Origin of the sequence: Acinetobacter sp. GD03645 (assembly GCF_029845285.1) — a bacterium.
Classification (GTDB): domain Bacteria; phylum Pseudomonadota; class Gammaproteobacteria; order Pseudomonadales; family Moraxellaceae; genus Acinetobacter; species Acinetobacter corruptisaponis.
In genome coordinates this window covers 62,992-87,986 of sequence record NZ_JAOCLL010000013.1, presented here as the reverse complement: position 1 = coordinate 87,986, position 24,995 = coordinate 62,992, and the positions used below count along the sequence as shown (strand labels likewise).

The 24,995-nt window shown below is 41.0% G+C and carries 23 protein-coding genes and 1 tRNA gene; 13 read left to right on the top strand and 11 right to left on the bottom strand.

The genetic code is table 11. From position 1 onward, the window contains the following. Nucleotides 1-31: 31 nt before the first annotated feature. The 4 genes from N5J47_RS11925 to N5J47_RS11910 all read right to left on the bottom strand — a co-directional run bounded on the left by N5J47_RS11925 (nt 32) and on the right by N5J47_RS11910 (nt 3,093). Nucleotides 32-601, bottom strand: a complete 570-nt coding sequence (locus N5J47_RS11925; RefSeq protein WP_279960134.1) for a LemA family protein — start codon at nt 599-601, stop codon at nt 32-34. A 62-nt stretch (nt 602-663) separates the two neighbouring features. Further along, on the bottom strand, nt 664-1,689 hold the full coding sequence (locus N5J47_RS11920) for a hypothetical protein (protein ID WP_279960135.1): 1,026 nt from the start codon (nt 1,687-1,689) through the stop codon (nt 664-666). A gap of 177 nt (nt 1,690-1,866) precedes the next feature. Next, nucleotides 1,867-2,904, bottom strand: coding sequence for a tRNA preQ1(34) S-adenosylmethionine ribosyltransferase-isomerase QueA (gene queA / locus N5J47_RS11915; RefSeq protein ID WP_279960136.1), 1,038 nt, complete (start codon nt 2,902-2,904; stop codon nt 1,867-1,869). A 102-nt stretch (nt 2,905-3,006) separates the two neighbouring features. Beyond that, nucleotides 3,007-3,093 (bottom strand) — tRNA-Leu (locus tag N5J47_RS11910). Nucleotides 3,094-3,407: 314 nt separating this feature from the next. On the opposite strand from N5J47_RS11910, the gene N5J47_RS11905 reads away from it, so the two are divergent. From N5J47_RS11905 to N5J47_RS11870, 8 genes are all read left to right on the top strand, one after another. Further along, nucleotides 3,408-4,679 carry a HAMP domain-containing sensor histidine kinase gene (locus N5J47_RS11905; protein ID WP_279960137.1) on the top strand — a complete coding sequence of 424 codons (1,272 nt, stop codon included), beginning with the start codon at nt 3,408-3,410 and terminating at the stop codon, nt 4,677-4,679. Nucleotides 4,680-4,752: 73 nt separating this feature from the next. Then, nucleotides 4,753-7,500, top strand: coding sequence for a bifunctional [glutamate--ammonia ligase]-adenylyl-L-tyrosine phosphorylase/[glutamate--ammonia-ligase] adenylyltransferase (gene glnE / locus N5J47_RS11900; RefSeq protein WP_279960138.1), 2,748 nt, complete (start codon nt 4,753-4,755; stop codon nt 7,498-7,500). Nucleotides 7,501-7,526: 26 nt separating this feature from the next. Continuing rightward, complete coding sequence (locus N5J47_RS11895; RefSeq protein ID WP_004675528.1) at nt 7,527-8,453, top strand: branched-chain amino acid transaminase; 927 nt, start codon at nt 7,527-7,529, stop codon at nt 8,451-8,453. 138 nt (nt 8,454-8,591) lie between these two features. Further along, nucleotides 8,592-9,752 (top strand): nucleotide sugar dehydrogenase, encoded by a 1,161-nt coding sequence (locus N5J47_RS11890; RefSeq protein WP_279960139.1) that lies wholly within the window; start codon nt 8,592-8,594, stop codon nt 9,750-9,752. 173 nt (nt 9,753-9,925) lie between these two features. Then, the gene (locus tag N5J47_RS11885; protein ID WP_279960140.1) at nt 9,926-10,681 is read left to right on the top strand and encodes a glycosyltransferase; all 756 of its coding nucleotides are present in this window, start codon (nt 9,926-9,928) and stop codon (nt 10,679-10,681) included. A 30-nt stretch (nt 10,682-10,711) separates the two neighbouring features. After that, nucleotides 10,712-11,455 (top strand): hypothetical protein, encoded by a 744-nt coding sequence (locus N5J47_RS11880; protein ID WP_279960141.1) that lies wholly within the window; start codon nt 10,712-10,714, stop codon nt 11,453-11,455. Nucleotides 11,456-11,458: 3 nt separating this feature from the next. After that, on the top strand, nt 11,459-12,274 hold the full coding sequence (locus N5J47_RS11875) for a glycosyltransferase family 25 protein (protein WP_279960142.1): 816 nt from the start codon (nt 11,459-11,461) through the stop codon (nt 12,272-12,274). Next, the gene (locus N5J47_RS11870) at nt 12,275-13,327 is read left to right on the top strand and encodes a glycosyltransferase (protein ID WP_279960143.1); all 1,053 of its coding nucleotides are present in this window, start codon (nt 12,275-12,277) and stop codon (nt 13,325-13,327) included. Here N5J47_RS11870 and N5J47_RS11865 read toward each other — a convergent pair. After that, nucleotides 13,316-14,425, bottom strand: coding sequence for a glycosyltransferase (locus tag N5J47_RS11865; RefSeq protein ID WP_279960144.1), 1,110 nt, complete (start codon nt 14,423-14,425; stop codon nt 13,316-13,318). The genes N5J47_RS11870 and N5J47_RS11865 overlap by 12 nt on opposite strands. 342 nt (nt 14,426-14,767) lie before the next feature. On the opposite strand from N5J47_RS11865, the gene N5J47_RS11860 reads away from it, so the two are divergent. Beyond that, complete coding sequence (locus tag N5J47_RS11860) at nt 14,768-15,637, top strand: DUF535 family protein (protein WP_279960145.1); 870 nt, start codon at nt 14,768-14,770, stop codon at nt 15,635-15,637. Here the strand turns inward: N5J47_RS11860 and N5J47_RS11855 are convergent. Both N5J47_RS11855 and N5J47_RS11850 read right to left on the bottom strand, forming a co-directional pair. Next, the gene (locus tag N5J47_RS11855; protein ID WP_279960146.1) at nt 15,634-16,515 is read right to left on the bottom strand and encodes a lysophospholipid acyltransferase family protein; all 882 of its coding nucleotides are present in this window, start codon (nt 16,513-16,515) and stop codon (nt 15,634-15,636) included. The two genes, N5J47_RS11860 and N5J47_RS11855, sit on opposite strands and share 4 nt — an antisense overlap. A 5-nt stretch (nt 16,516-16,520) precedes the next feature. Continuing rightward, nucleotides 16,521-16,742 carry a hypothetical protein gene (locus N5J47_RS11850; RefSeq protein ID WP_004675553.1) on the bottom strand — a complete coding sequence of 74 codons (222 nt, stop codon included), beginning with the start codon at nt 16,740-16,742 and terminating at the stop codon, nt 16,521-16,523. Nucleotides 16,743-16,956: 214 nt separating this feature from the next. Between N5J47_RS11850 and N5J47_RS11845 the strand changes: the two genes are divergently transcribed. After that, complete coding sequence (locus tag N5J47_RS11845) at nt 16,957-17,211, top strand: type II toxin-antitoxin system prevent-host-death family antitoxin (RefSeq protein WP_279960147.1); 255 nt, start codon at nt 16,957-16,959, stop codon at nt 17,209-17,211. Continuing rightward, entirely contained in the window at nt 17,208-17,465 is a 258-nt protein-coding gene (locus N5J47_RS11840) for a Txe/YoeB family addiction module toxin (RefSeq protein ID WP_279960148.1), read from the top strand. Before N5J47_RS11845 ends, N5J47_RS11840 begins: the two co-directional genes overlap by 4 nt. Before the next feature lie 62 nt (nt 17,466-17,527). Here the strand turns inward: N5J47_RS11840 and aspS are convergent, their stop codons facing one another. Then, the gene (gene aspS, locus N5J47_RS11835; protein ID WP_279960149.1) at nt 17,528-19,309 is read right to left on the bottom strand and encodes an aspartate--tRNA ligase; all 1,782 of its coding nucleotides are present in this window, start codon (nt 19,307-19,309) and stop codon (nt 17,528-17,530) included. Between the two features lie 143 nt (nt 19,310-19,452). Next, nucleotides 19,453-20,223: a DUF4184 family protein gene (locus N5J47_RS11830; protein ID WP_279960150.1), complete on the bottom strand. Its 771-nt coding sequence runs from the start codon at nt 20,221-20,223 to the stop codon at nt 19,453-19,455. Between the two features lie 137 nt (nt 20,224-20,360). Between N5J47_RS11830 and znuD the strand changes: the two genes are divergently transcribed. After that, entirely contained in the window at nt 20,361-22,421 is a 2,061-nt protein-coding gene (znuD, locus tag N5J47_RS11825) for a zinc piracy TonB-dependent receptor ZnuD (RefSeq protein WP_279960151.1), read from the top strand. Nucleotides 22,422-22,500: 79 nt separating this feature from the next. Beyond that, nucleotides 22,501-23,964 carry a phospholipase D family protein gene (locus tag N5J47_RS11820; protein WP_279960152.1) on the top strand — a complete coding sequence of 488 codons (1,464 nt, stop codon included), beginning with the start codon at nt 22,501-22,503 and terminating at the stop codon, nt 23,962-23,964. A gap of 43 nt (nt 23,965-24,007) precedes the next feature. Here the strand turns inward: N5J47_RS11820 and N5J47_RS11815 are convergent, their stop codons facing one another. Continuing rightward, nucleotides 24,008-24,469 carry a DUF29 domain-containing protein gene (locus N5J47_RS11815; protein WP_279960153.1) on the bottom strand — a complete coding sequence of 154 codons (462 nt, stop codon included), beginning with the start codon at nt 24,467-24,469 and terminating at the stop codon, nt 24,008-24,010. 49 nt (nt 24,470-24,518) lie between these two features. After that, on the bottom strand, nt 24,519-24,965 hold the full coding sequence (locus tag N5J47_RS11810) for a hypothetical protein (protein ID WP_279960154.1): 447 nt from the start codon (nt 24,963-24,965) through the stop codon (nt 24,519-24,521). Nucleotides 24,966-24,995 lie beyond the last annotated feature (30 nt).

Here is a 24,995-nt window from a genome sequence, read left to right as displayed (position 1 = left end):
ATTAATCCATACCAAGAGAAAATCATGAATCCTAAAAATTCGGCTTATAGTCGAAATTATCCGTCACAAGATTGTCTTTAAATGGACGAATACTCTTTTTAGATAAGGTCAGTGTGTTGATCAGGTTGTTTGGAAACACCTCGATCTGGTTATTAAACAACTCAACATTGCGGTTAAAGATGGTAATTGCCGCACCGACATTTTCATTTTGTTCCTGAATGTCATCCATCATCTTGCTATACAGTGCATCAGCTTTGAGTTCAGGATAGTTCTCAACCACGACATTCAGGCTGCGAATCAGTTCCTTGCTCATTTTCTCAATATTCTGTAACTGGGAAATATCCGTGTCATTCACATTTAAATTGAGAATTTGTTGACGTAGCTCAGTGACTTTTTCCAATGTCGATTTTTCAAACTGGGTGTATTGGGCCAGCGTTGCCTCTAAGGCTTCTAGCGTTTTGACTTTTTGACGTTCAAAATTTGCAACTTCAGACCAAGCGCGTTTGGTGGCATTAAAATAACGCACGATGTTGTTGCGTGTATAAACACCCCACACGATGATCACAACAAAAATTCCCAGGAAGATCAGTAAACCTGTCATCGCCATTCCCCTTATTGTTATTCCCCCATCAATTTCCTTTTCTTTAAAAAGGACTAGGGGATTTATTGAATTAAGTTGAGCATCAATTGCTGAAATTTTTGATATTGCGGCATGGTCATGGTACGTAAATGACCACGCAATGCGGGAATATCATGAATTTCACTACGTTTACTGGCGGTTTGGAAAAGATTTTGTTCGCCCACGTAACACAAGATTTGCTCTTCATGATGATAAATTAAATCACCTGTAAAATGTTCAAAAAAATCATGTAATTTTAAGGTCATACTGGGACCAACTTCCTTGGCGAGCTGATGCTGGTCAAGACCGAAAATTTTAAGTTTCTGGTTGATTAAAATATCGCTGCTTTGCCATGAGCTGGTATAGGGTGCAAAAAAACGTGAACGCTGATTGCTCACCGCGACACCCAACGCGGGCATCTGAAAGATAAAAGCCCCCCATAAGTCCTTATGAATTTCTTTTACGATTTTTTTCTCATTGTTTTCCTGAAAAATTGGCATTTCACTGATGTAGTGATATTGAAAAAGCAGAACCTGATGTTCTGTTATACCATCATTCCATATGGTAGATGCATATTGCGTAATTTCATTTGATTCAGTTCCACGGTTAAATAAGGGAAAGTATTGCTTTAATCTGCTCATCACCAAAAGGGGTTGTGCCTGTATGGGCAGGTAGGCAGGCAACTGTTGAAACTGTAAACCATAACGCAATACAGTCATGCGCTGTTCCAGATAATTGATGACCTGTGTCAATGGCTCTTTGGGTTCATAGAGTAAATAGGCCAAAAAGCCTGTCAAAAAAGCCCCCAGAAAACTCCAGATAAACTGAATGTGGGGATGAAGAAAATAGCCAAAAATGAGTGTACTAATACTGGTAATTGCCAATAGATAAGGCAGTATATTAAAAAAGCGTAAACCATGATCCTCACGCCAAGGATGCAACGCATCCAGCAAGTCCTGATCGTTATGTGATTTTTGCCCGATCTCCCAAAGTCGGGCAATATTGCGAAAAACCTGGGCATTTTTTTTACGTCTTATATGTAGGGCTTCTTGGACGGTGTCGATCGGCATGGAGAGGATCAATTCATTGTAATAAGGCTAAGATCGTTTAATTATGCTTTAAGTTTCATAAACTAAGAAGTGGCATGTGAATCTAATTGTTTTTTATCCCAAAATAAATTTCCTATCATTCAATTTATTTTTATGAGGCAATAGGCTAAACCTTGATTTAGCCTATCTTTATATTTTTTAAGTTTCTAGTTTATCAACCAGCATCGCATCGCCATAACTAAAGAAACGATAGCGCTGTTCAACAGCATGTTGATAGGCCGCTAAAATATTCTCTCGATTCGATAAGGCTGAAACCAGCATCAACAAGGTGGATTCTGGTAAATGGAAATTGGTGATCAATCGATCCACGATACAGAATTGATAACCTGGATAAATAAAGATTTGTGTATCACCTGTCCAGGGTGCAATCTGACCTTGATTGGCTTGAGCTGCACTTTCAAGGGCACGGGTGGCTGTTGTCCCTACAGCAATGACTTTATTGCCACGCGCCTTGGTTTCCAAAATCAGGTCAATGGTTGCCTGTGGTACGTCACACCATTCACTGTGCATAATGTGGTTGGTAATATCTGTGGTACGCACAGGCATAAATGTACCAGCACCGACATGCAGGGTTACAAAGGTTTGCTGAATACCTTTGGCTTCTAGTTTCTCCAATAGGTCTTGGTCAAAATGCAGACTTGCTGTTGGAGCAGCAACACTGGCAATTTTTTCAGGGTCGTGAAATACCGTTTGATAACGCTCAGTATCAATCTCTTCGGCTTCACGGTTGAAATAAGGCGGAATCGGGAGCTGACCGTATTGATCAAGCACAGATAAAATCGGTTGTGAAAACTCAACGATAAACAGGTTTTCATGGCGACCCTGTACTGTTATAGGAACAGCATCTTCACCAATATACAGTTCTGCACCAGCCTTGGGTGAGTTGCTTGACTTAATGTGACAGTGAGCTGTGTGGGCATCCAACATCCGTTCAACCAGAACTTCAATGGCACCGCCTGTGGCACGCTTTCCTTTTAAACGTGCCTTCATGACCTTGGTGTCATTTAGCACCAATAAATCACCATCTTCCAGTAAGTCCAGAATATCGGTAAAGACATGATCATGATAATGACCCTGCACATCAATATGCAGTAGGCGTGAAGCGCTACGGCTTTCTAATGGATAACGTGCAATCAGTTCATCAGGAAGGTCAAACGAAAAGTCAGAGAGTTGCATAGATTTCTTTTCCACACCGAATCAGAACAGCATCTTTCTAAGATTTATCCCTAAAATAAAAAACCCCAAACTTTTAATGCCAGTTTGGGGTTTTTGAAATCTTGGTCCCGAGGGTCGGACTCGAACCGACACGTCATCTCTGACAGCGGATTTTGAGTCCGCCGCGTCTACCAATTTCACCACCTCGGGAAGAGTGCGATGCTTTGTGTTGCGTATAATACCCTGTTTAAAACAGTTGTCAATCATGCCTGCTGATCAGTTGTTTAGTTTTAGAGCAATTTATAGATTTTTTATGTATTTTTATAAAAATGTTCAGAAACAGCGAAGTTGCTTGTTTTATAAGCAGAAATAAAATTTTGTTGAAAAATCACGTTTTGTTGCGAATTGATCGAATCAACAATTGCCTTTTATGTTAAAGTTTGTTAATAGTGGGTGATGATTTTCTCATTTTTTTTAAATAAAACCTACATACATGTCATAACGATAATATTCGAGAGGCGAGCATGGCGATTCAACTATTAGAATTACATCAGGCTGATAAGTTAAGTGCTTGTAAAATTTCTCTTTCTTTAGGTGTAACTTCAGAACAGAACTTGCTTGAGCAATTTTTGCAGTTTAACCGAAACCTGATGCAGGCCAATACCGCATTGCTTGTTTTTCATCAGGAACCTTATCTTTGGCATCGTTGCCCTGAAAAATTAAAAGTGATTGATTCTTCAAAAATTATCAAGAGCTTAAATACCTTATTTGTGAATGATGACCTGATTGACTGTAAACATCCACAATATCCAACACTGCTGGCTTTTCTCGCTTCACTTAAGCGAAAAGCACAAACTGCAATCGCCCTGCAACTCAGACATCCCAATCAGACTGCCTTGGGCTATGTGATTTTATTCGATGAAGTGGCTCAGGAATTTACTGACTTACAAAAACAATTGTTGCAGGCCCATTGTGTCAATTTCATGCAGCAACTGGAATTGAAGTTTAACCATGACGAATTAAAGGAATTATACCAACAGGAAGCGGCGCTTAATTTTAGTAAAACCAAGTTCTTCTCCATTATTTCCCACGACCTCCGTGCGCCATTTCATGGCTTGCTGGGTTTTTCCGAGATTCTGGCAAAAGAGCGTGACACACTGGATGAGGCAAGTGTCCAGAATATTGCAGACTATCTTTATGATACTGCCCAGTCGACCTATAACCTGCTGGAAAGTCTGTTAAATTGGTCAATGGCCGAGGGTGGACGCTTTAGCGCTTATCCTATTGAGTTTAAGTTAAGACAAGTGACCACCATTGTCACGGATATTTTAAGGACACTTGCAGTCAAGAAAAATATAAACCTGATCAATGATGTGCCAGAACATATCAAGGCGTATGCTGATATGAATATGGTTACTTCCCTGATTCAGAATTTGGTGTCCAATGCCTTGAAATTTACCGATATAGATGGTTTAGGCGTGGTGTCGATTCGCGCGGAAGAGCAGGGTCGCCATGTTGCCATTTATATTCAGGATACGGGTTTGGGTATGACAGATGAGCAAATGGCAGAGTTGTTCCATCCTCGCCTAACCGTCAGTTTAAAAGGTACAGCGGGTGAAAAGGGTGCAGGCTTAGGCCTGACCTTGTGCAAGCGTTTTGTCGATTTAAATCATGGCGAAATTAGCGTCAGCTCGAAAGAGGGTGAGGGAACCACCTTTAAGGTGCTGTTGCCAGCCGCAGGTGAGCACATGGATGTATGCGTTGAACAACCTAAAACCAAGGCAAAATTAGCCTAAAGAGATTTTAAAGATAAGCTCGTAACTGATATAAATGATCTGAGATGACATGACATTAGTCGAGCTTTTTTATATGAATGTGGAACAGCGACAAAAAACCTTGGTTGCAAGCCAATATGCTGAGCAAGTTTTAAATTTATACCAGACACAATTAGAACAAGACTACTTGGAAGATCAATTTCTTGATTCGCTTTCAACTGAAAGTATCCACCAGAAAGTCCAGCATGCTGTCATGGATTTAACTGATGAGCAGGCTTGGATGAAAGCCTTGCGTGTTCTACGTGCCAGGCTGATGTTTCGCTGGATTTGGCAGGATGCCAATCAACTCACCAATGTCGTTACCCTGACCCGTGAACTTTCTGATTTTGCCGATGCCTGTATCTGTGCAGCCAAGGCATTTGCACTTGTTCCCCTGATTGCCAAACATGGCGAACCGATAGGCTATTCAGGTCAGGTTCAGGACTTGATTGTGATTGGCATGGGTAAATTAGGCGCGCAGGAGCTGAATCTTTCCAGCGACATTGATTTGATATTTGCCTTTGATGAACAGGGTGAAACCAATGGTCGTAAATGTATTGATGTGCAGCAGTTCTGCATTCTCTGGGGACAAAAGCTGATTTACCTGCTGGATCACATTAGTGCGGATGGTTTTGTATTCCGTGTTGATATGCGACTGCGTCCCTGGGGAGATGGTTCAGCCTTGGCAATTAGTCATACGGGACTGGAAAAATATTTAAGCCAGCACGGGCGTGAATGGGAGCGTTATGCCTGGATCAAGGCGCGGGTAATTACAGGGGGCAAGGCGGGCGCTGAACTGATGGAAATGGCACGTCCCTTTGTGTTCCGCCGTTATGTGGATTATTCCGCCTTTGCTGCGATGCGTGAAATGAAAGCCATGATCGAACGTGAGGTCATGCGCCGTAATATTGAGGATGATATCAAGCTTGGTGCTGGTGGTATCCGCGAAATTGAGTTTATTGTGCAGGTCTTTCAGTTGATCTATGGTGGTTCGAAACGTGAGTTGCAGGACCGTCAATGTCTGGTCAATTTACATCATCTCGGGGAAGCGGAATTGCTGGATCAGCAAGCAGTGATTGACCTTGAAGATGCCTACCTGTTTTTAAGACGGGTTGAGCATGCCATTCAGGCACTCAATGACCAGCAAACCCAGTCTTTGCCAAATGAACCTGAATTAAGGCAGCGCATGATTGAGACTTTGGGCTTTGCAGATTGGCAAGCCTTTCTTGATGTGCTGAACCAGAAGCGTGACAAGGTGAAGGTTCAGTTCAAGCAACTGATTCAGGAACAGGAGTTTTCTGCACCGATTGATGATTTTTCACAGTTGGAACAGCGCCTCAGTACTGTACTGGATGATGATGCCACAAACCTGATTCAGAACTTCTGGCATGGGCAGGCTTTACGTAAAATTCCAGCCAGTGCCCTGGAACGTTTAAAGAAATTCTGGCCGCATTTGATCGAGGCAATCTTACAGTCACCGCAACCACAAGTCGCCTTGTTGCGTTTGATGCCATTGGTGGAGTCAGTGCTGCGCCGTACCGTGTATTTGGTGATGTTGATGGAAAGCCGTGGTGCCTTGCAGCGACTGGTCAAAATGGCAACCGTCAGTCCGTGGATTTGTGAGGAACTGGCGCAATATCCAGTGTTGCTGGATGAATTCTTGTCGATGGATTTTGGCTTGCCACAACGCAAGGATCTGGAAGATTCATTGCGTCAGCAATTACTGCGTATTGAGATTGATCAGGTCGAAGACCAGATGCGGGTATTGCGGCTATTCAAAAAGAGCAATGTATTGACTGTCGCTGCCAGTGATGTACTGGCTGAAAGTCCACTGATGAAAGTTTCCGATGCCTTAACTGATATTGCCGAAGTCAGCGTTCAGGCGACCTTAAATTTGGCTTATCAGGCGGTTGTGGAACGGCATGGTTATCCTGTCGGAAGCAATGGCCAGCGCTGTCGTCTCGATGCCAAAGGCTTTGCGGTGATTGGTTATGGCAAGCTGGGTGGGATTGAGTTGGGTTATGGTTCTGACCTTGATCTGGTATTTATTCATGCCCTTGAGGAACAAAGTGAAACTGATGGCAAGAAAAGCATTAGTGGTGCCGAGTTCGCCATTCGAGTGGCACAAAAGTTTATGTCCCTGATGACTACGCAAACGCTGGATGGGCGCGTGTATGAAATTGATACACGTCTCAGACCATCGGGTGAGGCAGGGATGCTGGTGACCAGCCTGAAAGCCTATGAACACTATCAGCAAAAAAGCGCATGGTTATGGGAGCATCAGGCGCTGGTTCGGGCACGTTCAATCGCGGGTGATACCGATTTATGCCAGCAGTTTGAACAGATTCGTTGTCAGATTCTGACCCAAGTCCGTGATGAAAATGAAGTTCGTCAGGAAGTGCTGAAAATGCGTCAAAAAATGAAAGATCACCTAGGTTCGTCTACTGAGCAAAAAAAACATGGGATTTTTCATTTAAAACAGGACTCAGGTGGTATCGTTGACATCGAATTTATGGCACAGTATGCAGTGCTTGCATGGAGTGGGACGAATCCAGATCTCGCCCATTTTTCCGACAATGTAAGAATTCTAGAAGATGCTGCTAAAGCAGGCTGCTTATCCAGTGAAGATGCCACAGCATTAATACACGCTTATCTCCGTGAACGAGCTGAGAGCCACCGTCTAGCGCTTGCAAATCAATCTATGCAAGTCAATGCTGCGGATTGGCACGATACCCGAGAGATCGTTTGCAAGTTATGGCAAAGGTTAATTGATCCAACTGCGACAGCATTGGAAAGTGAATGATTGTGTAAAAATTTGGAGTATGTGCCATGAATTTGGCTGATCGTGATGGTTTTATTTGGCAAGATGGAAAATTGGTTGATTGGCGTGATGCGAAAATCCACGTCTTAACACACACACTGCACTACAGTATGGGTGTTTTTGAAGGTGTCCGTGCTTATGAAACCCCAAATGGTACTGCAATCTTCCGTTTACAAGACCATACCAAGCGCTTGTTAAATTCAGCAAAAATTTATCAAATGAATGTTCCATTTGATCAAGCGACATTGGAACAGGCACAAATCGACGTTGTACGTGAAAATAAATTGGCATCTTGCTACTTGCGTCCATTGATCTGGATTGGTTCTGAGAAGCTGGGAATTGCCGCGACTGACAATACCATCCATGCTGCGGTTGCCGCGTGGGGCTGGGGTGCATACCTTGGTGAAGAGGCAATGGCACGTGGTATTCGTGTTAAAACCTCATCATTTACCCATCACCATCCAAATGTGACCATGTGTAAGGCAAAAGCCTGCGGTAACTATACGGTGTCAATCCTGGCACATCAGGAAGTGGCGCGTTCAGGTTATGACGAAGCCATGTTGCTTGATCCGCAAGGCTTTGTATGTCAAGGTGCAGGTGAGAATGTATTCCTGATCAAGGATGGCGTGTTACATACGCCTGACTTGGCTGGTGGGGCGCTTGAGGGTATTACCCGTCAAACAGTGATTACCATTGCCAAAGATCTTGGCTATGAAGTGATCGAACGCCGCATCACCCGTGATGAGTTCTACATTGCTGATGAAGCATTCTTTACAGGTACAGCAGCGGAAGTGACACCAATTCGTGAATATGATGACCGTGAAATCGGTTGTGGTTCACGTGGTCCGATCACCACTGTGATTCAGAAGACGTTCTTCGATGCGGTTCAAGGCCGTAATGAGAAATATGCAGATTGGCTAACTTATGTGAAGTAAGCTCAAATGCTTGAAGAAGCGAAGCCTAGGCTTCGCTTTTTTTATTGCCGAATTGTCAATAGACTGCAATCAAAGCATCATCAATCTTTCATTTAACTGAACTAAGTTGTCTCTAAACCGAGGCAAAATAGAGCGACAATGAAAATTACGGTGGTTGGAGCAGGCTATGTGGGCCTATCAAATGCATTATTATTTTCAAGACAACACGATGTCACTGTGCTTGATATTGACCAGGCTAGGGTGAAAAATATCAACCAACGAATTTCACCGATCAGTGATTCCTGTATTCAAAACTATTTATCTGAATCTAACCTTGATGCAACTTGTGATAAAGCGCTGGCTTATCAACATGCCAAGCTGATCATTATCGCAACGCCAACCAACTATAATCCTGAAACCAATTATTTTGACACCTCAAGCATAGAAAACGTGATTGCTGATATTCAGGCAATCAATCCCAAGGCTTTGATAATACTTAAATCCACCATTCCAGTTGGCTATACTGCCGAGCTATGCAAGCGCCTAGGTCTTAAAAACCTGATCTTCTCACCTGAGTTTCTGAGGGAGGGGCAGGCGCTACAGGATAATCTTTATCCATCACGAATCGTTGTGGGGGAAAAGTCAAAGCGGGCTGAAAAAATAGCCAAGCTTTATCTTAAGGCAAGCATTAAAAAAGATGCAGTGATTCTATGTGTGGATTCGACAGAAGCCGAGGCGATTAAACTATTTTCCAATACTTACTTAGCCATGCGTGTTGCTTTCTTTAATGAACTGGATACCTATTGCTTAAAAAACAGGTTAAGTGCTTTGGACATTGTTACGGGTGTGGGTTTGGATCAACGCATTGGTGATCACTATAACAACCCATCTTTCGGTTATGGAGGTTATTGCCTGCCAAAAGATACCAAGCAGTTGCTCGCCAATTATCATGAAACACCACAAGAGTTGATTTCAGCCATTATCCGATCCAACCAAACCCGCAAGCAGGCAATTATTGATGATATTTTAAGTCGAGACGTATCCTATGTTGGCATATACAGACTCACCATGAAAGCCGATTCCGATAATTTTAGGGAGTCTGCGGTACATGATGTGTTGCAAGGACTGGCCGATCAGGGAATCAAAATTATTATTTATGAACCGACTCTGGATGTGAGTAAATATCTAGGTCATCCTGTTGAGTCCAGCCTGCAAAAGTTTAAATCATTGTCTGATCTCATCATTGTCAATCGGGTGGTGCCTATGTTCAGTGATGTGATGGAAAAGATTTATACAAGAGACTTGTTTGGGGTGAATTAGCCTAATTTTGTATAAAGATTAGCTTTGTGATTCTCTTTACTTGACGAATTAATAATAAAAAAGTTGATGAGGTCTATGCTAAGATAACTCAACATTCGGTGCATATGATTGAACACAATTGCATGTTAAAACCGCACAGTGGCACATCGTATCTCAAGCATTAAGGTTATCAAATGGCAGATATTCAACAAGATTCGGCAACTCATGAAGACAATATTATTTTGTGCATGAAATGGGGAACCAAGTACGGTGCAGAATATGTCAACCGTTTGTATAACATGGTTAAACGCCATCTGACCTTACCGTTTAAAATGGTTTGTTTGACTGATCGTACAGAGGGAATTGACCCCAATGTACAATGCTTCCCAATCCCACCTTTAGATTTGCCAGCAGGTGCGCCTGAACGTGGCTGGAACAAGCTTTCAACCTTTGAACCAGATTTATATGGCTTAAAAGGTAACGCACTTTTTCTCGATCTTGATGTCGTGATTATTGATAATATTGACTGCTTCTTTCAGGAAAAAGGTGAGTTCCTGATTATTCATGACTGGAAACGTCCTTGGCGCATCACAGGCAATAGCTCAGTCTATCGTTTTAAATTGGGTGCTTTCCCTGAAATCTTGCCTTATTTTCGTGAGCATTTTGATGAAATCCGTCAAAAGTTCCGTAATGAACAGGCATATTTATCCTGGTTCGTTCATAAAGAGGGTAAACTCAGCTATTGGAATGATGACTGGTGTAAGAGTTATAAGTATCATTGCCTGCAAAAAATTCCCCTGGCGTATTTTAAGCCACCTGTAAAACCTAAAGATGCCAAAATTATTATTTTTCATGGCGAAATTAATCCACCTGATGCTGTCAATGGTGGCGGTGGGAAATGGTATCGTTATGTTTTGCCTTCGGATTGGATTAAAGACGCTTGGCAGTAATCCCTAGAATGAGTTAATTAGGTTGTTAAAATGCCACCACGGAAAAAATCCAGATTTGAACAATGGTTTTCTTTTAGTCGTCATCAACGTCGTTTTGGTGCAGACCAAGTGTATGCAGCTTTAGGGAATGTGGATATTCAGCAGCTAAAAACCAATATTATTTCAGGCGATCAAGTTGAATACACCTATGGTTCGGATAAAGATTTAAACATTCATATTCAGAATCTACGTCAGGAGTTTGTGGGACAACCTGAATTAAGCCATTATCATGCAAGTTTAATTGTTTTAATCCGCCGTGATATTGATGCACAACGAAATTTTAATAAATTCAAGGCACTCTGGCTAGCTGAACGTGATTTCTTACTTGAGTATCTCAATATCCGCTGGCTAATTTCTGCGTGTGATACCTTTATTGACTATGATGAAGATATGACATTGCAGGCAATTCTAATGAATGCAATTGTGCTGATTAATACAATTAAGGCACAGGAAACAGAAGCAATCTTATGCGATCTCCAGTATCAGGAAAATGAAAGTACTAAACATATCTTACAAAATGAACGTGTAGCATTGTTTGATGGAACATCCGCTTTAGCCGTTGGGACAGATGATACTTTTAGGAATATGCGTTGGCGTCTAGATAAGGTGTGTGCTTATCATGAACTTGGTCAAATTGTGATTGAGATTTTTGACCGTGTGCAAAATGAAGAAAATAACAATGTATATTCACGTGCAAGAAAACGTCATACCCGTGAACGTACCAGATGGTGGTAAATTATGAAAATATTGATTATTAATTTACCTGCATCAATAGAGCGTTTACATTTTCAACAGAAACAATTTTCCAAATTGGGACTAGTCTTTGAAATCTTACCTGCGGTTTCGATTATCAATATCTCAGAACAGCAATATCAACAACAGGCTTTTGGTTGGCAACGCCCTTTACGAAAAGTGGAATTGGCTTGTTTTCTAAGCCATAAAACCGCTTGGGAAAAAGTGGTTGAGCTTAATCAACCCTGTCTTATTTTAGAAGATGATGCGGTATTGGCAAAAAATAGCCGTGAGGTATTGGAAAATATTGAACAACAGCAATTGCCTAATGTTGATTTGATTAATCTGGAAGTTCGCAGTCGCAAGAAAATTATTAGCAAACAACCTAAAGTTCGTTTATTAAATGGACAGTTTAAGCTGTTTGAGCTTTATCAGGAACGTACAGGTACGGGAGGATATATGATCTACCCTTCTGGAGCAAAAAAATTATTAACACGTTTACAAAATGTGAGCCCTGCACCAGCAGACGCTTTCATTTTTAGTGATTATTCATTAAATAGTTTACAAATTGAACCAGCCCTATTGATTCAGGAAGATCAGATGGTTGCATATGGATTAACAGATCAGTTGCAGCTTGATTCAATTATTGGTCGTTCAGAACATCATAAACCTGTATATCGCAATTTATCTGAGAAAATCTTATTTAAGCAGAGACGTTTAATGGGACAATTGGCAATGGCAATTCGCTATATACAAGTGATGCCAAAAGCGGAAAAACGTTTTATTGCCTTGAATAAGACAGATTTTGACTGGGTCAAATAAATGAAAAAGAAAATCGTATTGGCAATATTTACATTACAGGGAAATGGAGCAGAGCGATTTGCATTAACACTCGCAAAAGGTTTGGTTGATGCTGGACATGAAGCACATATTGTTTATTTTAAAAATATTATAGATTTGCCTATACCTGAAAATATCCAGCTTCATTTTTTTGATTATCAGAAATACCGTGCAATTCCAAAGTTTATGCGGACAGGTTTTGCAGCACGGGCATTTGATAAGTTTGTGCTAAAAAATATTGGGATACCTGATCTGGTACTCTCAAATCTATATCCTGTAGATTTTGTCTTGGCCCATAGTCAATTACCAAATGTTCATTTAGTTATTCACAATACCACTAGTCAGGAATATGCAAAGCAACTCACACCTCAATTTATTGAGCAATTGAAGAAGACCTATTTAGCCAAGCCTTGTGTAGGAGTGAGTGAAGGTGTTACACAGGATTTTAGGCAGTTATTTGGTGAACAAAGCCAAATTAAGACTATTTATAATCCAATTGATGTAGATATGATATTACAGACAGCCAATGAATTTACTCCTGAATATCAGGATTATATTGTCCATGTGGGAAAGTTTAAACAGCAAAAGCGCCATGATATCTTGATTCAAGCCTACGCTAAGGCGAATGTGCCACAGAAGCTTGTACTGGTTGGTACTGGCGAGCTGATGGAGGCATCAAGACAATTGGTAAAAGAATTAAATATTGAAGAGAAAGTTATTTTTGCTGGGTTTCAAAAAAATCCCTATCCATTTATTAAGAATGCAAAATTAATGGTGGTCTCTTCTGATTTTGAAGGCTTTAGTATCGCAATTTTAGAGGCATTGGCATTAAATACACCAATTATCAGTACGGATTGTCCATCAGGACCGAATGAGGTTTTGCTATCCAAGCATTTAGTTCCTGTGCAGAATATTATTGCTTTAGCCAACAAAATTGAAGATGTTTTAGCTGATGTCACATCTTACACAATCGAATTTGATCAAAAATTCTTGCCAGTCCAAACAGCCAAGGAATATCTGGCTTTAATCAACTAATTGTATAAATGCTTGCGTCATTTGATCCATACTATATCGGTCTATAGTATTTTCAGGAATACCATAAGGATGATGAACAACATCTTCTAAAGCATTTTTTAAGGCATGAATATCATTGGTTTTTACCAGCCCACGTTGCATATCTGCTGTATAAAGTTGATATGCAATTCCTTGAGTACAATTATAAGCTACAACAGGGGTTCTATTTAATAAGGCTTCTCCCACGACTAAAGGGTAACCTTCTGTACGTGAGGGCAGAACTAAGACTTTACTTTGCTGGATATACTGCTGTGGGTCTTCAACCCAACCTGTAAATATTATACGTTCCTGTAAACCTAACTTTTTCACCAGTTTAAGTAATTTATTTTTTCTATCGCCATCACCCACAATCACCATCTTTCCAGAAAGGTTGGATTGGCTTAAAGCAATTATTGCATGTTCAATTTGCTTAGAGGGTGATAATCGACCTACATAACAAATATCCCAAATCTTTTCATTTTGAGTATCTGCTGGGATTTTTGGATTAAGTAAACCATTATAAATGACTTGAATATTAATATTATCCAATAGTTGCTTATACTTCTTTTCTAAATCTGTATTGAGGACAATAATGTTCTGATTGGAAAAAATTTCTTTAAATCTTTGGGTAAAGAGTTTTTGCTTATATATATTGCGTAATAGTTTAATCGGATTCCATGTTTTTTCAAAGGTTGGAAGAATATCGCCTTGCGACCAAACCCATAGATCTGGATGCTGAATATAAGGTAGAGTGAGGTAGGCGTACCAGATCGTTACAATAATAGCAGCGGGATTGATTGTATTGATCATGGATTGAAAGTGAGAAATGGTCTTCGATTCAATCGGCTTGTTTATTAGAAGTTTTCCACTGACAAAGTGTTGAGGAAAATATGCACAATGTAAATGAAATTTTGCTGTGCGTTCCTGATAGTTATTAATATCCAATAGAGTTATGATATGGATCGTATAACCCTTGGCATGGAGATGATCTGCAAGATTAAGTAGCATAATCTCTGCACCACCACCTTTAAGATGGTCAACAATGAAAAGTAAATCTTTTTTATATAATTTAGATGACATATAACGAATTGTTCCAAGTATTTGGATGTAACCTAGAGATAAAACTCATGTATCGCTAAAAATTCTAGCACCTTTTAGAAAGGAAGAATATCATGATAGTTGATTTTTAGTGTGAAAGTTATAGATAACTTTTTATATAAAAGACAATATATTATAATTGAAAAATATAAAAATTGCTTTTTCGAAATCTGCTATATAAAGAATTTTCCTTGTTTAAGCTTAATTGAATTGGACAAGGCTTTTGTGGCTGGAATTCATAAAATTTAATGTCGGGGTATGTTTGTGAATAGGCTTCTTTATTGGGGTGTAGTGGACTCTTTTGTCATTTCTAAAAGGTCCTATATGAAATATTTTAAATATATTTTACGATTTTTAATAAATTGGCGAGAGAGCTATATTTGGGCTGCTTATTTAAATTCAACACCACAAATGATACGATGGAAAGAAAATTATAAAGGGGATTTATATCTTAAATTACAGAGTTCTTATCTTAGTAATAATTTTAATCATGAGCAAAAAATAAATTATTTAAAAGCACATTATTCTTGGTTTTTTAATCAAGTCGATGAAAGTCATTATTTTCAAGATATGGCTCATTTGTGGGAGTATATGCTAGATAATGAAAATAAAGATAAAATTTCTTTTTCTTTTATATTTAAATCTGATTTTTTTAAAGAGGGTGAAAGTGGTCTTATTTTAAAGCTGAATGATAAGATACAATATATTTTAACTTTTTCACATATACTTTTAAATGGAGAACCTGCTTTCTTTATTGGAGGGTTACAAGGAGGAAGGCAAGAGGACACAAATCCTGAACTCATTAAGCAGTTGACAAAAAATCTTTATGGTTTACGCCCTAAACAACTAATGTTACATGGGTTATCTGTGCTTTGTAATTTTTATAATGTAAAGCAGGTGGTTGGAGTGTCTAATGAAAATCATTTTTTTAAAAGTAGCCGTCGGGCGAAGAACCGTGAACGAGTTAAAACCAACTTAAATGAATTCTGGCTAGAATTCGACGCAGAATTGGATGAATGGAATAATTTTATTTTTAGACCTTTAAGTAATCAAATTAATTTGGAAGAGATACCGTCTAAAAAACGTAGTCAATACAGAAAAAGACAGCTTATTCTTGATCAATTAGTTGAACAGGGTACATTACAATTAGAGAATTTGAAATATCCAAAAAATTCAGTTTATAAGAAAATTTAAAAGCTTGTTTTTTGATATAAATCTTCTTTATTAGAGGCCCCCCTAAACCGTTTATATCCCCACATATACTCCGCAGGGAAGCGGTTGATCATCTGCTCAACTGCTTTATTGAGTGCAGTTGTTGCAACCTCAATATCTCTATCATAAAGTTCAGGATCATTCAGGTCATCACAGTACACATCAAAACCCTCACCATCTTCACGGCGGAAGCAACTTAAACCCACTAAACGACATTGGGTTTTTTGTGCCATTTTGCTGGCGAGGGTGCTGGTCAGGCAAGGAATGCCAAAAAATGGCACCACCACACCACCAGACGGTTGTGGGACATGATCAGGTAGAATTACGCTGAAACCACCTTGTTTCAGGTTTTTAAACAGTGCTTTTACCCCATTGGCATCAGTAGGAACCAGTGTTGCATTGAGCCGCTGGCGGGCATGTAAGGCAAAGGCATTAAAACCGCTATCTTTCATGGGTTTATACATAATGGTTGGTGTACCATATTGATGTACCCATGCATTCATCATTTCCCATGTACCCAGATGTGGGGTAATAATCAGTGCACCTTTCGGGTCTTTTAGCGCATCCGTCAGGACTTCTAAGTTATGCACAGTATGGATTTGCTGGATACTCCATTCAGGTGGCATTGCCCAGCATTTTCCAGACTCAATATAACTTAGGCATTGTTTGGTGACGCTTTCCCGTGCCAATTGTTCTTTTTGTTCTGGGCTAAGTTCTGGATAGGCAAGACCTAAATTAATTCGCGTTTTCCATAACATACTTTTATTGGGATTCTGATTGATAAAGTAGGCTGCCACTTTGGCGATACTACGCAAAAATGCTAAAGGTAAAATACGGAGTAGGGTAATGTAAAACGACATGACGATCAGTCTTGCTTATCGGTATTGCCCTTGAGCACCATATAGATCAGTGCCACAAAAATCAGAAGTGCGCCCGCAAGGCTACTGATACAGAAATATAAAATTCGCTGATTGGTGGTCATATTGAACAGTTCATTGGCGAGGATGTAACGCATAAAGAACCACTGGGCCAGTGAAAACACAATAATTACAATCGTGTGTCGACGTACATCAGGACGCATTGCCATAAGACTGACCTCTCAATAAAAAGCAGCTTATTATGCCACTAGCAGGCATGATCGCAAAGTAAAACTCGAATATAAAAAAATTGCATATTTCTGTATAAACATACCCATTATTTTGGCTCAAAAACACATAAAGTCACTGTTGATTAGATTGAATGATTGATAGTGTTGTACTAAAATAAGTACAATTACTTGTACTTAATTAAAAAGGTGAAGAATGAAAGTTGTAACCTATTCTGATCTCCGAAAGAACTTGGCAACTGTACTTGATGGTGTCATAGATGATCACTCTCCTGTACTTGTGACTCGACAGAATAACCAAACGGCTGTATTGATTAGCTTGGATGATTTCAATGCCTATGAAGAAACAGCACATCTACTTAAAAACCCAGTGAATGCAAAGCGATTACGTGATTCTATTGCCCAGATTGAAGCAGGTAAAACCATCAACCGTGAGCTGATTGAAGAATGATTTTAAGCTGGAGTGATGAAGCTTGGGATGATTACCTCTATTGGCAAACTACAGATAAGCAAACACTTAAAAGAATTAATATCTTGATTAAAGATATTAAACGGTCGCCATTTGATGGAATTGGTAAACCTGAGCCGCTTAAACATGATTTATCGGGGTATTGGTCAAGGCGGATTGATAAGGAAAACCGCATCGTTTATAAGGTGACATCCGAATCCATTATCATTGCGATGTGTCGTTATCATTATAATTAACTAAATAGCTTATAAAAAAACCCTGCATCAAGCAGGGTTCCACTGAATCATAAATCTAAAGTTTATTTTTCTTCAGCTTTTGCTTTTTCACGTAAACGGATACCCAAGTCACGCAATTGGTTTGCTTCAACTGGTGCAGGTGCTTGTGTCAATGGACATTCAGCAGTCTTGGTTTTCGGGAATGCAATCACATCACGAATCGAAGATGCACCTGTCATCAACATGATCAAGCGGTCAAGACCAAATGCCAAACCACCGTGCGGAGGTGCACCGTAACGCAACGCATTCAATAAGAAGCTGAATTTCTCTTCGGCTTCTTCTTCACCAATCCCTAACGCTTCAAAAATTGCTTTTTGCATTTCCAGAGTATAGATACGCAATGACCCCCCACCGATCTCAGTACCGTTGAGGACCATGTCGTATGCAACTGAAAGTGCTGCACCTGGATTGCTCTTCACTTCTTCAACACTTGATTTTGGCAGTGTGAATGGGTGATGTACAGAGGTCCATTTGCCATCATCAGTTTCCTCAAACATTGGGAAGTCAACAACCCAAAGTGGCGCCCACTCACAAGTTGCAAGATTCAGGTCATGACCGATTTTGACACGAAGTGCGCCCATCGCATCATTTACAACTTTGGCTTTATCTGCACCAAAGAATACGATATCGCCATTTTCAGCACCAACACGTTTTAGTAGATCAAGAACGATTGGCTCGATGAATTTGACGATTGGAGACTGTAGACCATCGATACCTTTTTCAAGTTCGTTGACCTTAATATAAGCCAAACCTTTTGCACCGTAGATACCGACGAATTTGGTATATTCGTCAATCGCACTACGTGGAAGTGAACCCGCGCCTGGTACACGTAAAGCGACAATACGACCTTTCGGGTCTTTGGCAGGGCCTGCGAATACCTTGAACTCAACGTCCTGCATCAAGTCTGCAACGTCAACAAGTTTCAAAGGAATACGCATGTCTGGCTTGTCAGATGCATAGTCACGCATAGCATCGTTATACGTCATGCGTTCAAATTTATCGAATTTTACATTCAATAATTCATTGAACATTTTAACTGTTAAGCCTTCCATTAAATCCATGATGTCATCGTCAGACATAAACGATGTTTCAACGTCGATTTGGGTAAATTCAGGCTGACGATCCGCACGCAAGTCTTCATCACGGAAGCATTTGGCAATTTGGTAATAACGGTCAATACCCCCCACCATCAACAACTGTTTAAACAATTGTGGTGATTGTGGAAGCGCATAGAAGCTACCATTTGAAACACGGCTTGGCACTAAATAATCACGTGCACCTTCAGGTGTGGCACGGGTCAAAATCGGTGTTTCAACGTCTAAGAAACCATGATCTTCAAAATAATTACGGATCAGGTTGGTCACTTTTGAACGGAAGCGTAAACGATCCAGCATCTCTGGACGGCGAATGTCCAAGAAACGGTATTTCAAACGAATTTCTTCTGAAATATTGGTGTTTTCGTCATTTAATGGGAATGGAGGCGTTTCAGAAGCAGCAAGAACTTCAATTTCTTTTGCCAAAACTTCAATCTGGCCACTCACCATATTGGCATTTTCAGTGCCTTCATAACGACGGCGAACACGGCCTGTAATTTTTAATACAAATTCAGAACGCGCCTTATCCGCAGTTGCAAATGCTTCTGGGGTATCAGGGTCAATTACCACCTGAACCAGACCATCACGGTCACGCATATCCAGGAAAATCACACCGCCATGGTCACGGCGACGGTGAACCCAACCGCATAAAGTCACTGTTTGATCGATTTGGGCTTCAGTTAAAGAGCCACAGTAATGAGTGCGCATCATATTGAATTATTATCCAAACTATATTGGCTGTAGAAGATGCATACGTAAACAGCGCAGCATCAATGGAGCGAAGATTATGCCTTGTTGAACGGCCAGTCTCAAGTCTTAATGCTTTCGGGACAATCCTAATTCAATGCTTTGGGTTAAAATTCTGCCATATAGGCTTTTCGATGCAGCAACAAACTCATTAAACAGCAAATACTAAATAGTATGAGTCCATTTTGGGAGAACTGGTTAATGGCTTTGCCAATAAAAAAATAACGCTCAGTATTCCACAGTTCAGCCGAAATGGTGTGGCTGTATTTCCACACTGCCAACATGCCACCAGTCACTGAAATGGCCATACTCAGCAGGGCAAACAGCTTAATTTTCCCTGAAATAGGCGTGTCTTGTTTGTAGGTTTGGTAATAGTTTAGACACATCCACAATAATAAAGGCAAGCTGAGAATGGATGATGCAATTTGCAGAATAAAATGCAGGGGATAATGAACATTCCATAGGGAAATATTTTGGGCGAGCGTGTCTTGAAAGGCAAAGGTTCGGAAGTCTAAATGAGTCAATCCATCCCAGATGAGATGTGTTGCTGTTCCTAAAATGATGGCTAAACAACACATCAGTATAAAAGCCACCGTCTCATCAAAGGATTTGACCTTTAAAGGGTGCTTGATCCCTAAAAAACGATAAATCACTGGCCGATACAGTAAATACCACAACAGGCAAAAGCATAAGCCAATCGGAAGATTGGGAAATAAAATCCCTGACCATTGATGGGTTAACACAATGGTCTCTGTTGTAAACAGGCGATACAGGTCTGGTGTCATACAGCCAATGGCTAAGGCTGCAATCGGTAAATGACCCCGACTAAGTTTGGATAAGGGTGGGGCAAGCACCGCATGGGAAAGGGTAAAGGGCATAAGCTTGAATCATGAAGAATGCTTAAATCATGGAGTGGCAGTTTAACAAATGAAGTTTGCATGTATGTTTTTTATTGCAAAAATAATGAAATGTTATAATATAACAAAAATAAAGATCGACTGATTTGAGACACAGTATGTCATTTCCGAAAAATATTCTGACCTTATCCATTTTGGCTGTTGCGTCTGTATCTGTATTTGCCGCAGAAAATGAGCAGGCGACTACGCTGGATACTATTCGCATCAAGGCGCATCCGCTTGAGCAAACCTCAAAGGACTTTGCTGTTGCAGACACTGTGGTAGACGAAAAACGCTTGGCGCAAGGGGCAGTGACCATTGGCGAGGCATTGAGTGGTGAAACGGGAATTTCCTCCAATCAGTTTGGTGCGGGTTCTAGCCGACCTGTGATTCGTGGGCAGGATGGTCCACGCGTGAAGATTCTACAAAACTCATCTGAAAATATTGATGTATCCACACTTTCCCCAGACCATGCGGTAACGGTTGATCCAGCACTGGCAAAACAGGTTGAAGTGATTCGTGGGCCATCCACTCTATTATTTGGTGCTGGAACAGTGGGCGGTCTGGTGAATGTTACCGATAGTAAACTTCCAACAGCAATGCCAGAAAAGGGCTATGAGGGTAATGTTGGCTTACGTTACAACACGGGCAGTGATGAAAAGCTGGCAAGTGCGGGTGTAACGGTGGGTTTGGGTGATCAGGTCGCCTTGCGTGTTGAGGGCTTAAAGCGTGAAGCCAATGACTATATTGCACCAGATTATGTACATGAGGGCGAAAAGGAACGCCGTGTCGATAATACCTTTGCCAAAGGTCAAACGGTAAATGTCGGTTTGTCATGGATTTATGATCGTGGCTTTACGGGGATTTCCTATAGCAACCGTCAGGATCAATATGGCTTGCCAGGACATAGCCATGAATATGAAAGCTGTCATTTACATGGACTCAGCCTGCACTGTGGTGAACACGACCATGATGAAGAGGGACATGACCACGAAGATCATGACCATGATCATGCACATGAAGCAGGTCCCTGGATTGACCTGAAATCTGAACGTTATGATGTACGTACAGAACTGGATGATCCGTTTGCAGGCTTTAAAAAGTTGCGTGCTCAGGCCAGCTATACCGATTACCAGCATGATGAAATCGAGGAAGACACCATTGCGACCCGTTTTAAAAACAAGGGTTATGATGGACGTTTAGAGTTGGTACACAACCCACTGGGTGCATGGGAGGGGGTGATTGGTACACAGTATGGACAACAAAAACTGGAACTTACGGGTGAAGAAGCCTTTTTGGCACCAAACACCACTAAAAAGTGGAGCATTTTCGCTTTGGAACATGCCCAATTTAATGATGTGCATGTCGAGCTAGCGGCACGTGCAGACCAGCAAAAAATTGATATTGATGATTCAAGCAAGAAAGATTTCGACGGTTCAGCCTTTTCTGTTTCTGGTGCGGCCAATTGGGAGTTTGCACCAAACTACAAACTTTCTTTGGTCACGTCTCATCAGGAGCGTTTGCCTTTGGCACAGGAACTTTATGCGGATGGTGGACATTTCGCCACCAATACCTATGAGCTGGGCAATGACCAACTGAGCAAGGAGAAGTCAAATAATGTGGAACTGGGTTTCCATTATGATGATCAGACCTTTGATTATCATGTCCATGTGTATCATAACTGGTTTGATGATTATATCTATGCCCAAACCTTAGACCGCTATAAGGATTTCCGTCTGGTGCAATATGCACAGGACAAAGCCAAGTTCTATGGTGCGGAAGCGGAAGCGGGCTATCAAATTTCACCAGTCTATAAGCTCAGTGTGTTTGGTGATTATGTACGTGGCAAGATCGACAATGACAATGCACCTCGTGTACCCGCAGGACGTTTAGGGACTAAGGTCAATGCTAATTTTGATGATCACTGGAGTGGTTCGGCTGAATACTATCATGTGTTCCAGCAGGACAAGATTGCGGCTTATGAAACAGACACCCAAAGCTATAACATGCTCAATCTCGGTGTGGCGTACTCAGGTAAGTACAGTAATGTCAGCGATTATCGGGTGTTCCTGAATGCCAACAACCTGCTGGATGATCAGGTCTATCAACATGCCTCATTCCTCTCGACCATTCCACAGGTGGGACGTAACTTTACCGTTGGTGTGAACTTTAGTTTCTAATTTGTCACTTAAATCTTATTGAAAAATCAAAGCATAAGCTCTAGCCTTAACCCATTAGGCTAGGGCTTTTTCTGTTTATATGCGTATCTTCCAACGAATCCATCAAAAATTAAACTGGTCAGGTCGGCGTTACATGGCAGTCATATTGAGTATTGTGGTGATTGGGTACATTGCTTCGGCAATTTACCACACTGTAAAACCGCTCCCACAAGGGCTGGATTTTACGGGACAACTGCGCCATGCCAATGTGAAATTTCTGGCAGATCAAACCTATATGGATGCGCAGGGTCAGCAACAGGTAGACCAACATATTTTCAGGGAAGTCTTTCAACTGATTGATCAGGCACAGACCACAATTGTGCTGGATATGTTCCTGTTTAATCAGGAAGTTGGAAAATCCAAAGTTAAACAGTTTCCTTTAATGCAACAACTGACCGATGCATTGATCGCAAAGCGTCGTCAAGACCCAAATATTCAGGTGGTTGTCATTACTGATCCAATCAATTCTGTTTATGGTGGGATTGCACCAAAGCATTACCGTCAGCTACGTCAGGCAGGCGTGGATGTGATTGAAACGGATTTAAAACCATTGCGTGCATCGAATCCATTGTGGTCAGGTTTCTGGTATATCTGCTGCCAGAGTCTGGGTAATAACCCAGAAAAAGGCTGGTTAAGTAATCCATTCGGGGATGAAAAGATTACCCTGCGCAGTTATCTGGAACTGTTTAACTTTAAGGCGAATCACCGTAAAACATTGGTGGTGGATACAGAGCAAGGCTGGAAAAGTCTGGTGACTTCCGCCAATCCACATGATGGCAGCTCACATCATAGTAATGTGGCATTGGTGGTTGATGGACCAACCGCAATTGATGTGCTGAAAACGGAGCAGGCGGTTGCACAAATGTCGCAGGGTTCCAGTCCCTTTGTGATTATGGGTGGATTCACTGAAGACAAAAGTTTGCCACAAGTTCAGGTGCTGACTGAAAAAGCCATTTATGATGCCGTACTCAACATGATTAATGAGGCCAAGCCTAAAGAACATCTAGATATGGCCATGTTCTATCTGTCTGAGCGCAATGTTATTGATGCATTGAAGCAGGCACAGCAACGTGGTGTGAATATTCGTTTAATGATTGACCCAAACAAGGATGCCTTTGGTCGTCAAAAAAATGGCATTCCAAACCGTCAGGTGGCTTCGGAGCTACATGCCGCAGGCATCCCGATCCGTTGGTGTGATACGCATGGCGAACAGTGTCATAGCAAAATGCTGGTCAAATACAATGCCCAGCAAGCTGAGCTAATTTTGGGTTCAGCGAACCTCACTGCACGTAACCTGAAAAACTATAACCTTGAAACTGATATGCGAGTGGTTGGCTCAGCACAGGCGCAGGTGTTTAAAGATGCAGGACAATATTTTAATGCGGCATGGAGCAATGCCAATGCTCGTCAGGTGACAGTTGATTATGCAAAATATGCAGATGAATCGAAAACAAAATACTGGCTATATCGTTTTATGGAATGGTCAGGTTTATCGACTTTTTAGATATAAAGACGCTCTAATTGTCAATTAGAGCGTCTTTATATTGTTATTTAGACTCGCTATCATGATGAGGAAAAAAGTCATCTACAAGGATTTGTTGCGTTGTCCAGATGGGTTGTTCTGGGAAGATTTTAATATCTAGTCCAGTTTCACTCACAGCTTGATATAGCGCAGATTGCCAGATGTCATTAAACCACTCAGTATCATTGAGTGAATTTTTTAAGCTTGGAGAGTCTTTAATCACACGACCAATTCTTCTTCGTTGCTCATTGATGGTATTTGCCCAGCTTCGGCTTTGATAATTGGGTTGGAATGTCCATTTGAGCAAGTGCATCACAAGAATAATCATGCGACTTTCAAGTTCCCGTTTTTCACTTCTGCCCATTGCCTCAATTTCCTCAACCAGATTTTTAATATCTAATTCGTTTACTTTACCTGTTTTGAGTAATTCAGCCTGAGTATTCAGCCAGCCAACAAAGTCTTGTTCGTAAGTATATGCGGTTGCCATGACAATACCTCATAACGCGCTTCAGGGAAGATTTGATCTTAACATGCTTTTAAGAATTCGGTGGAATCAACTGATCTAAATCTTTATCTGCCAACTGATCGAGTTCACTGAGATCCGTTTTGATTTTCCACTGGCTTTCATCTTCCACAGGCGTTGGAAGTCGTGCTTCCAGCCAGTCACAGACCACATCGGGACTAAACTCAGCATGATTACACTGGATCACCCAGGCCAGAAAGTCTTTGGCTTCACCATTCATGTAGGGTGGCGGTGAAACAGGAAAGAACTGGGTTGGCAGGCGTTCATTGGTGGATAAATAATTCAGTACATGCCCAAATTCCTGAACGGTTTGCCATGCCAAAGGATGTTCAACATCAATATTGAACTTAAACCACCATGCATGTTGACCATCTGTACCATGCGCCACGATTCTGGATTCCTGTACACTTGGAACCTTACAGAAGAATTGATAGAGACGATCAAAATTCATTTCAGACACTGACATTGCCCCAAAATTGAAAAATGGATT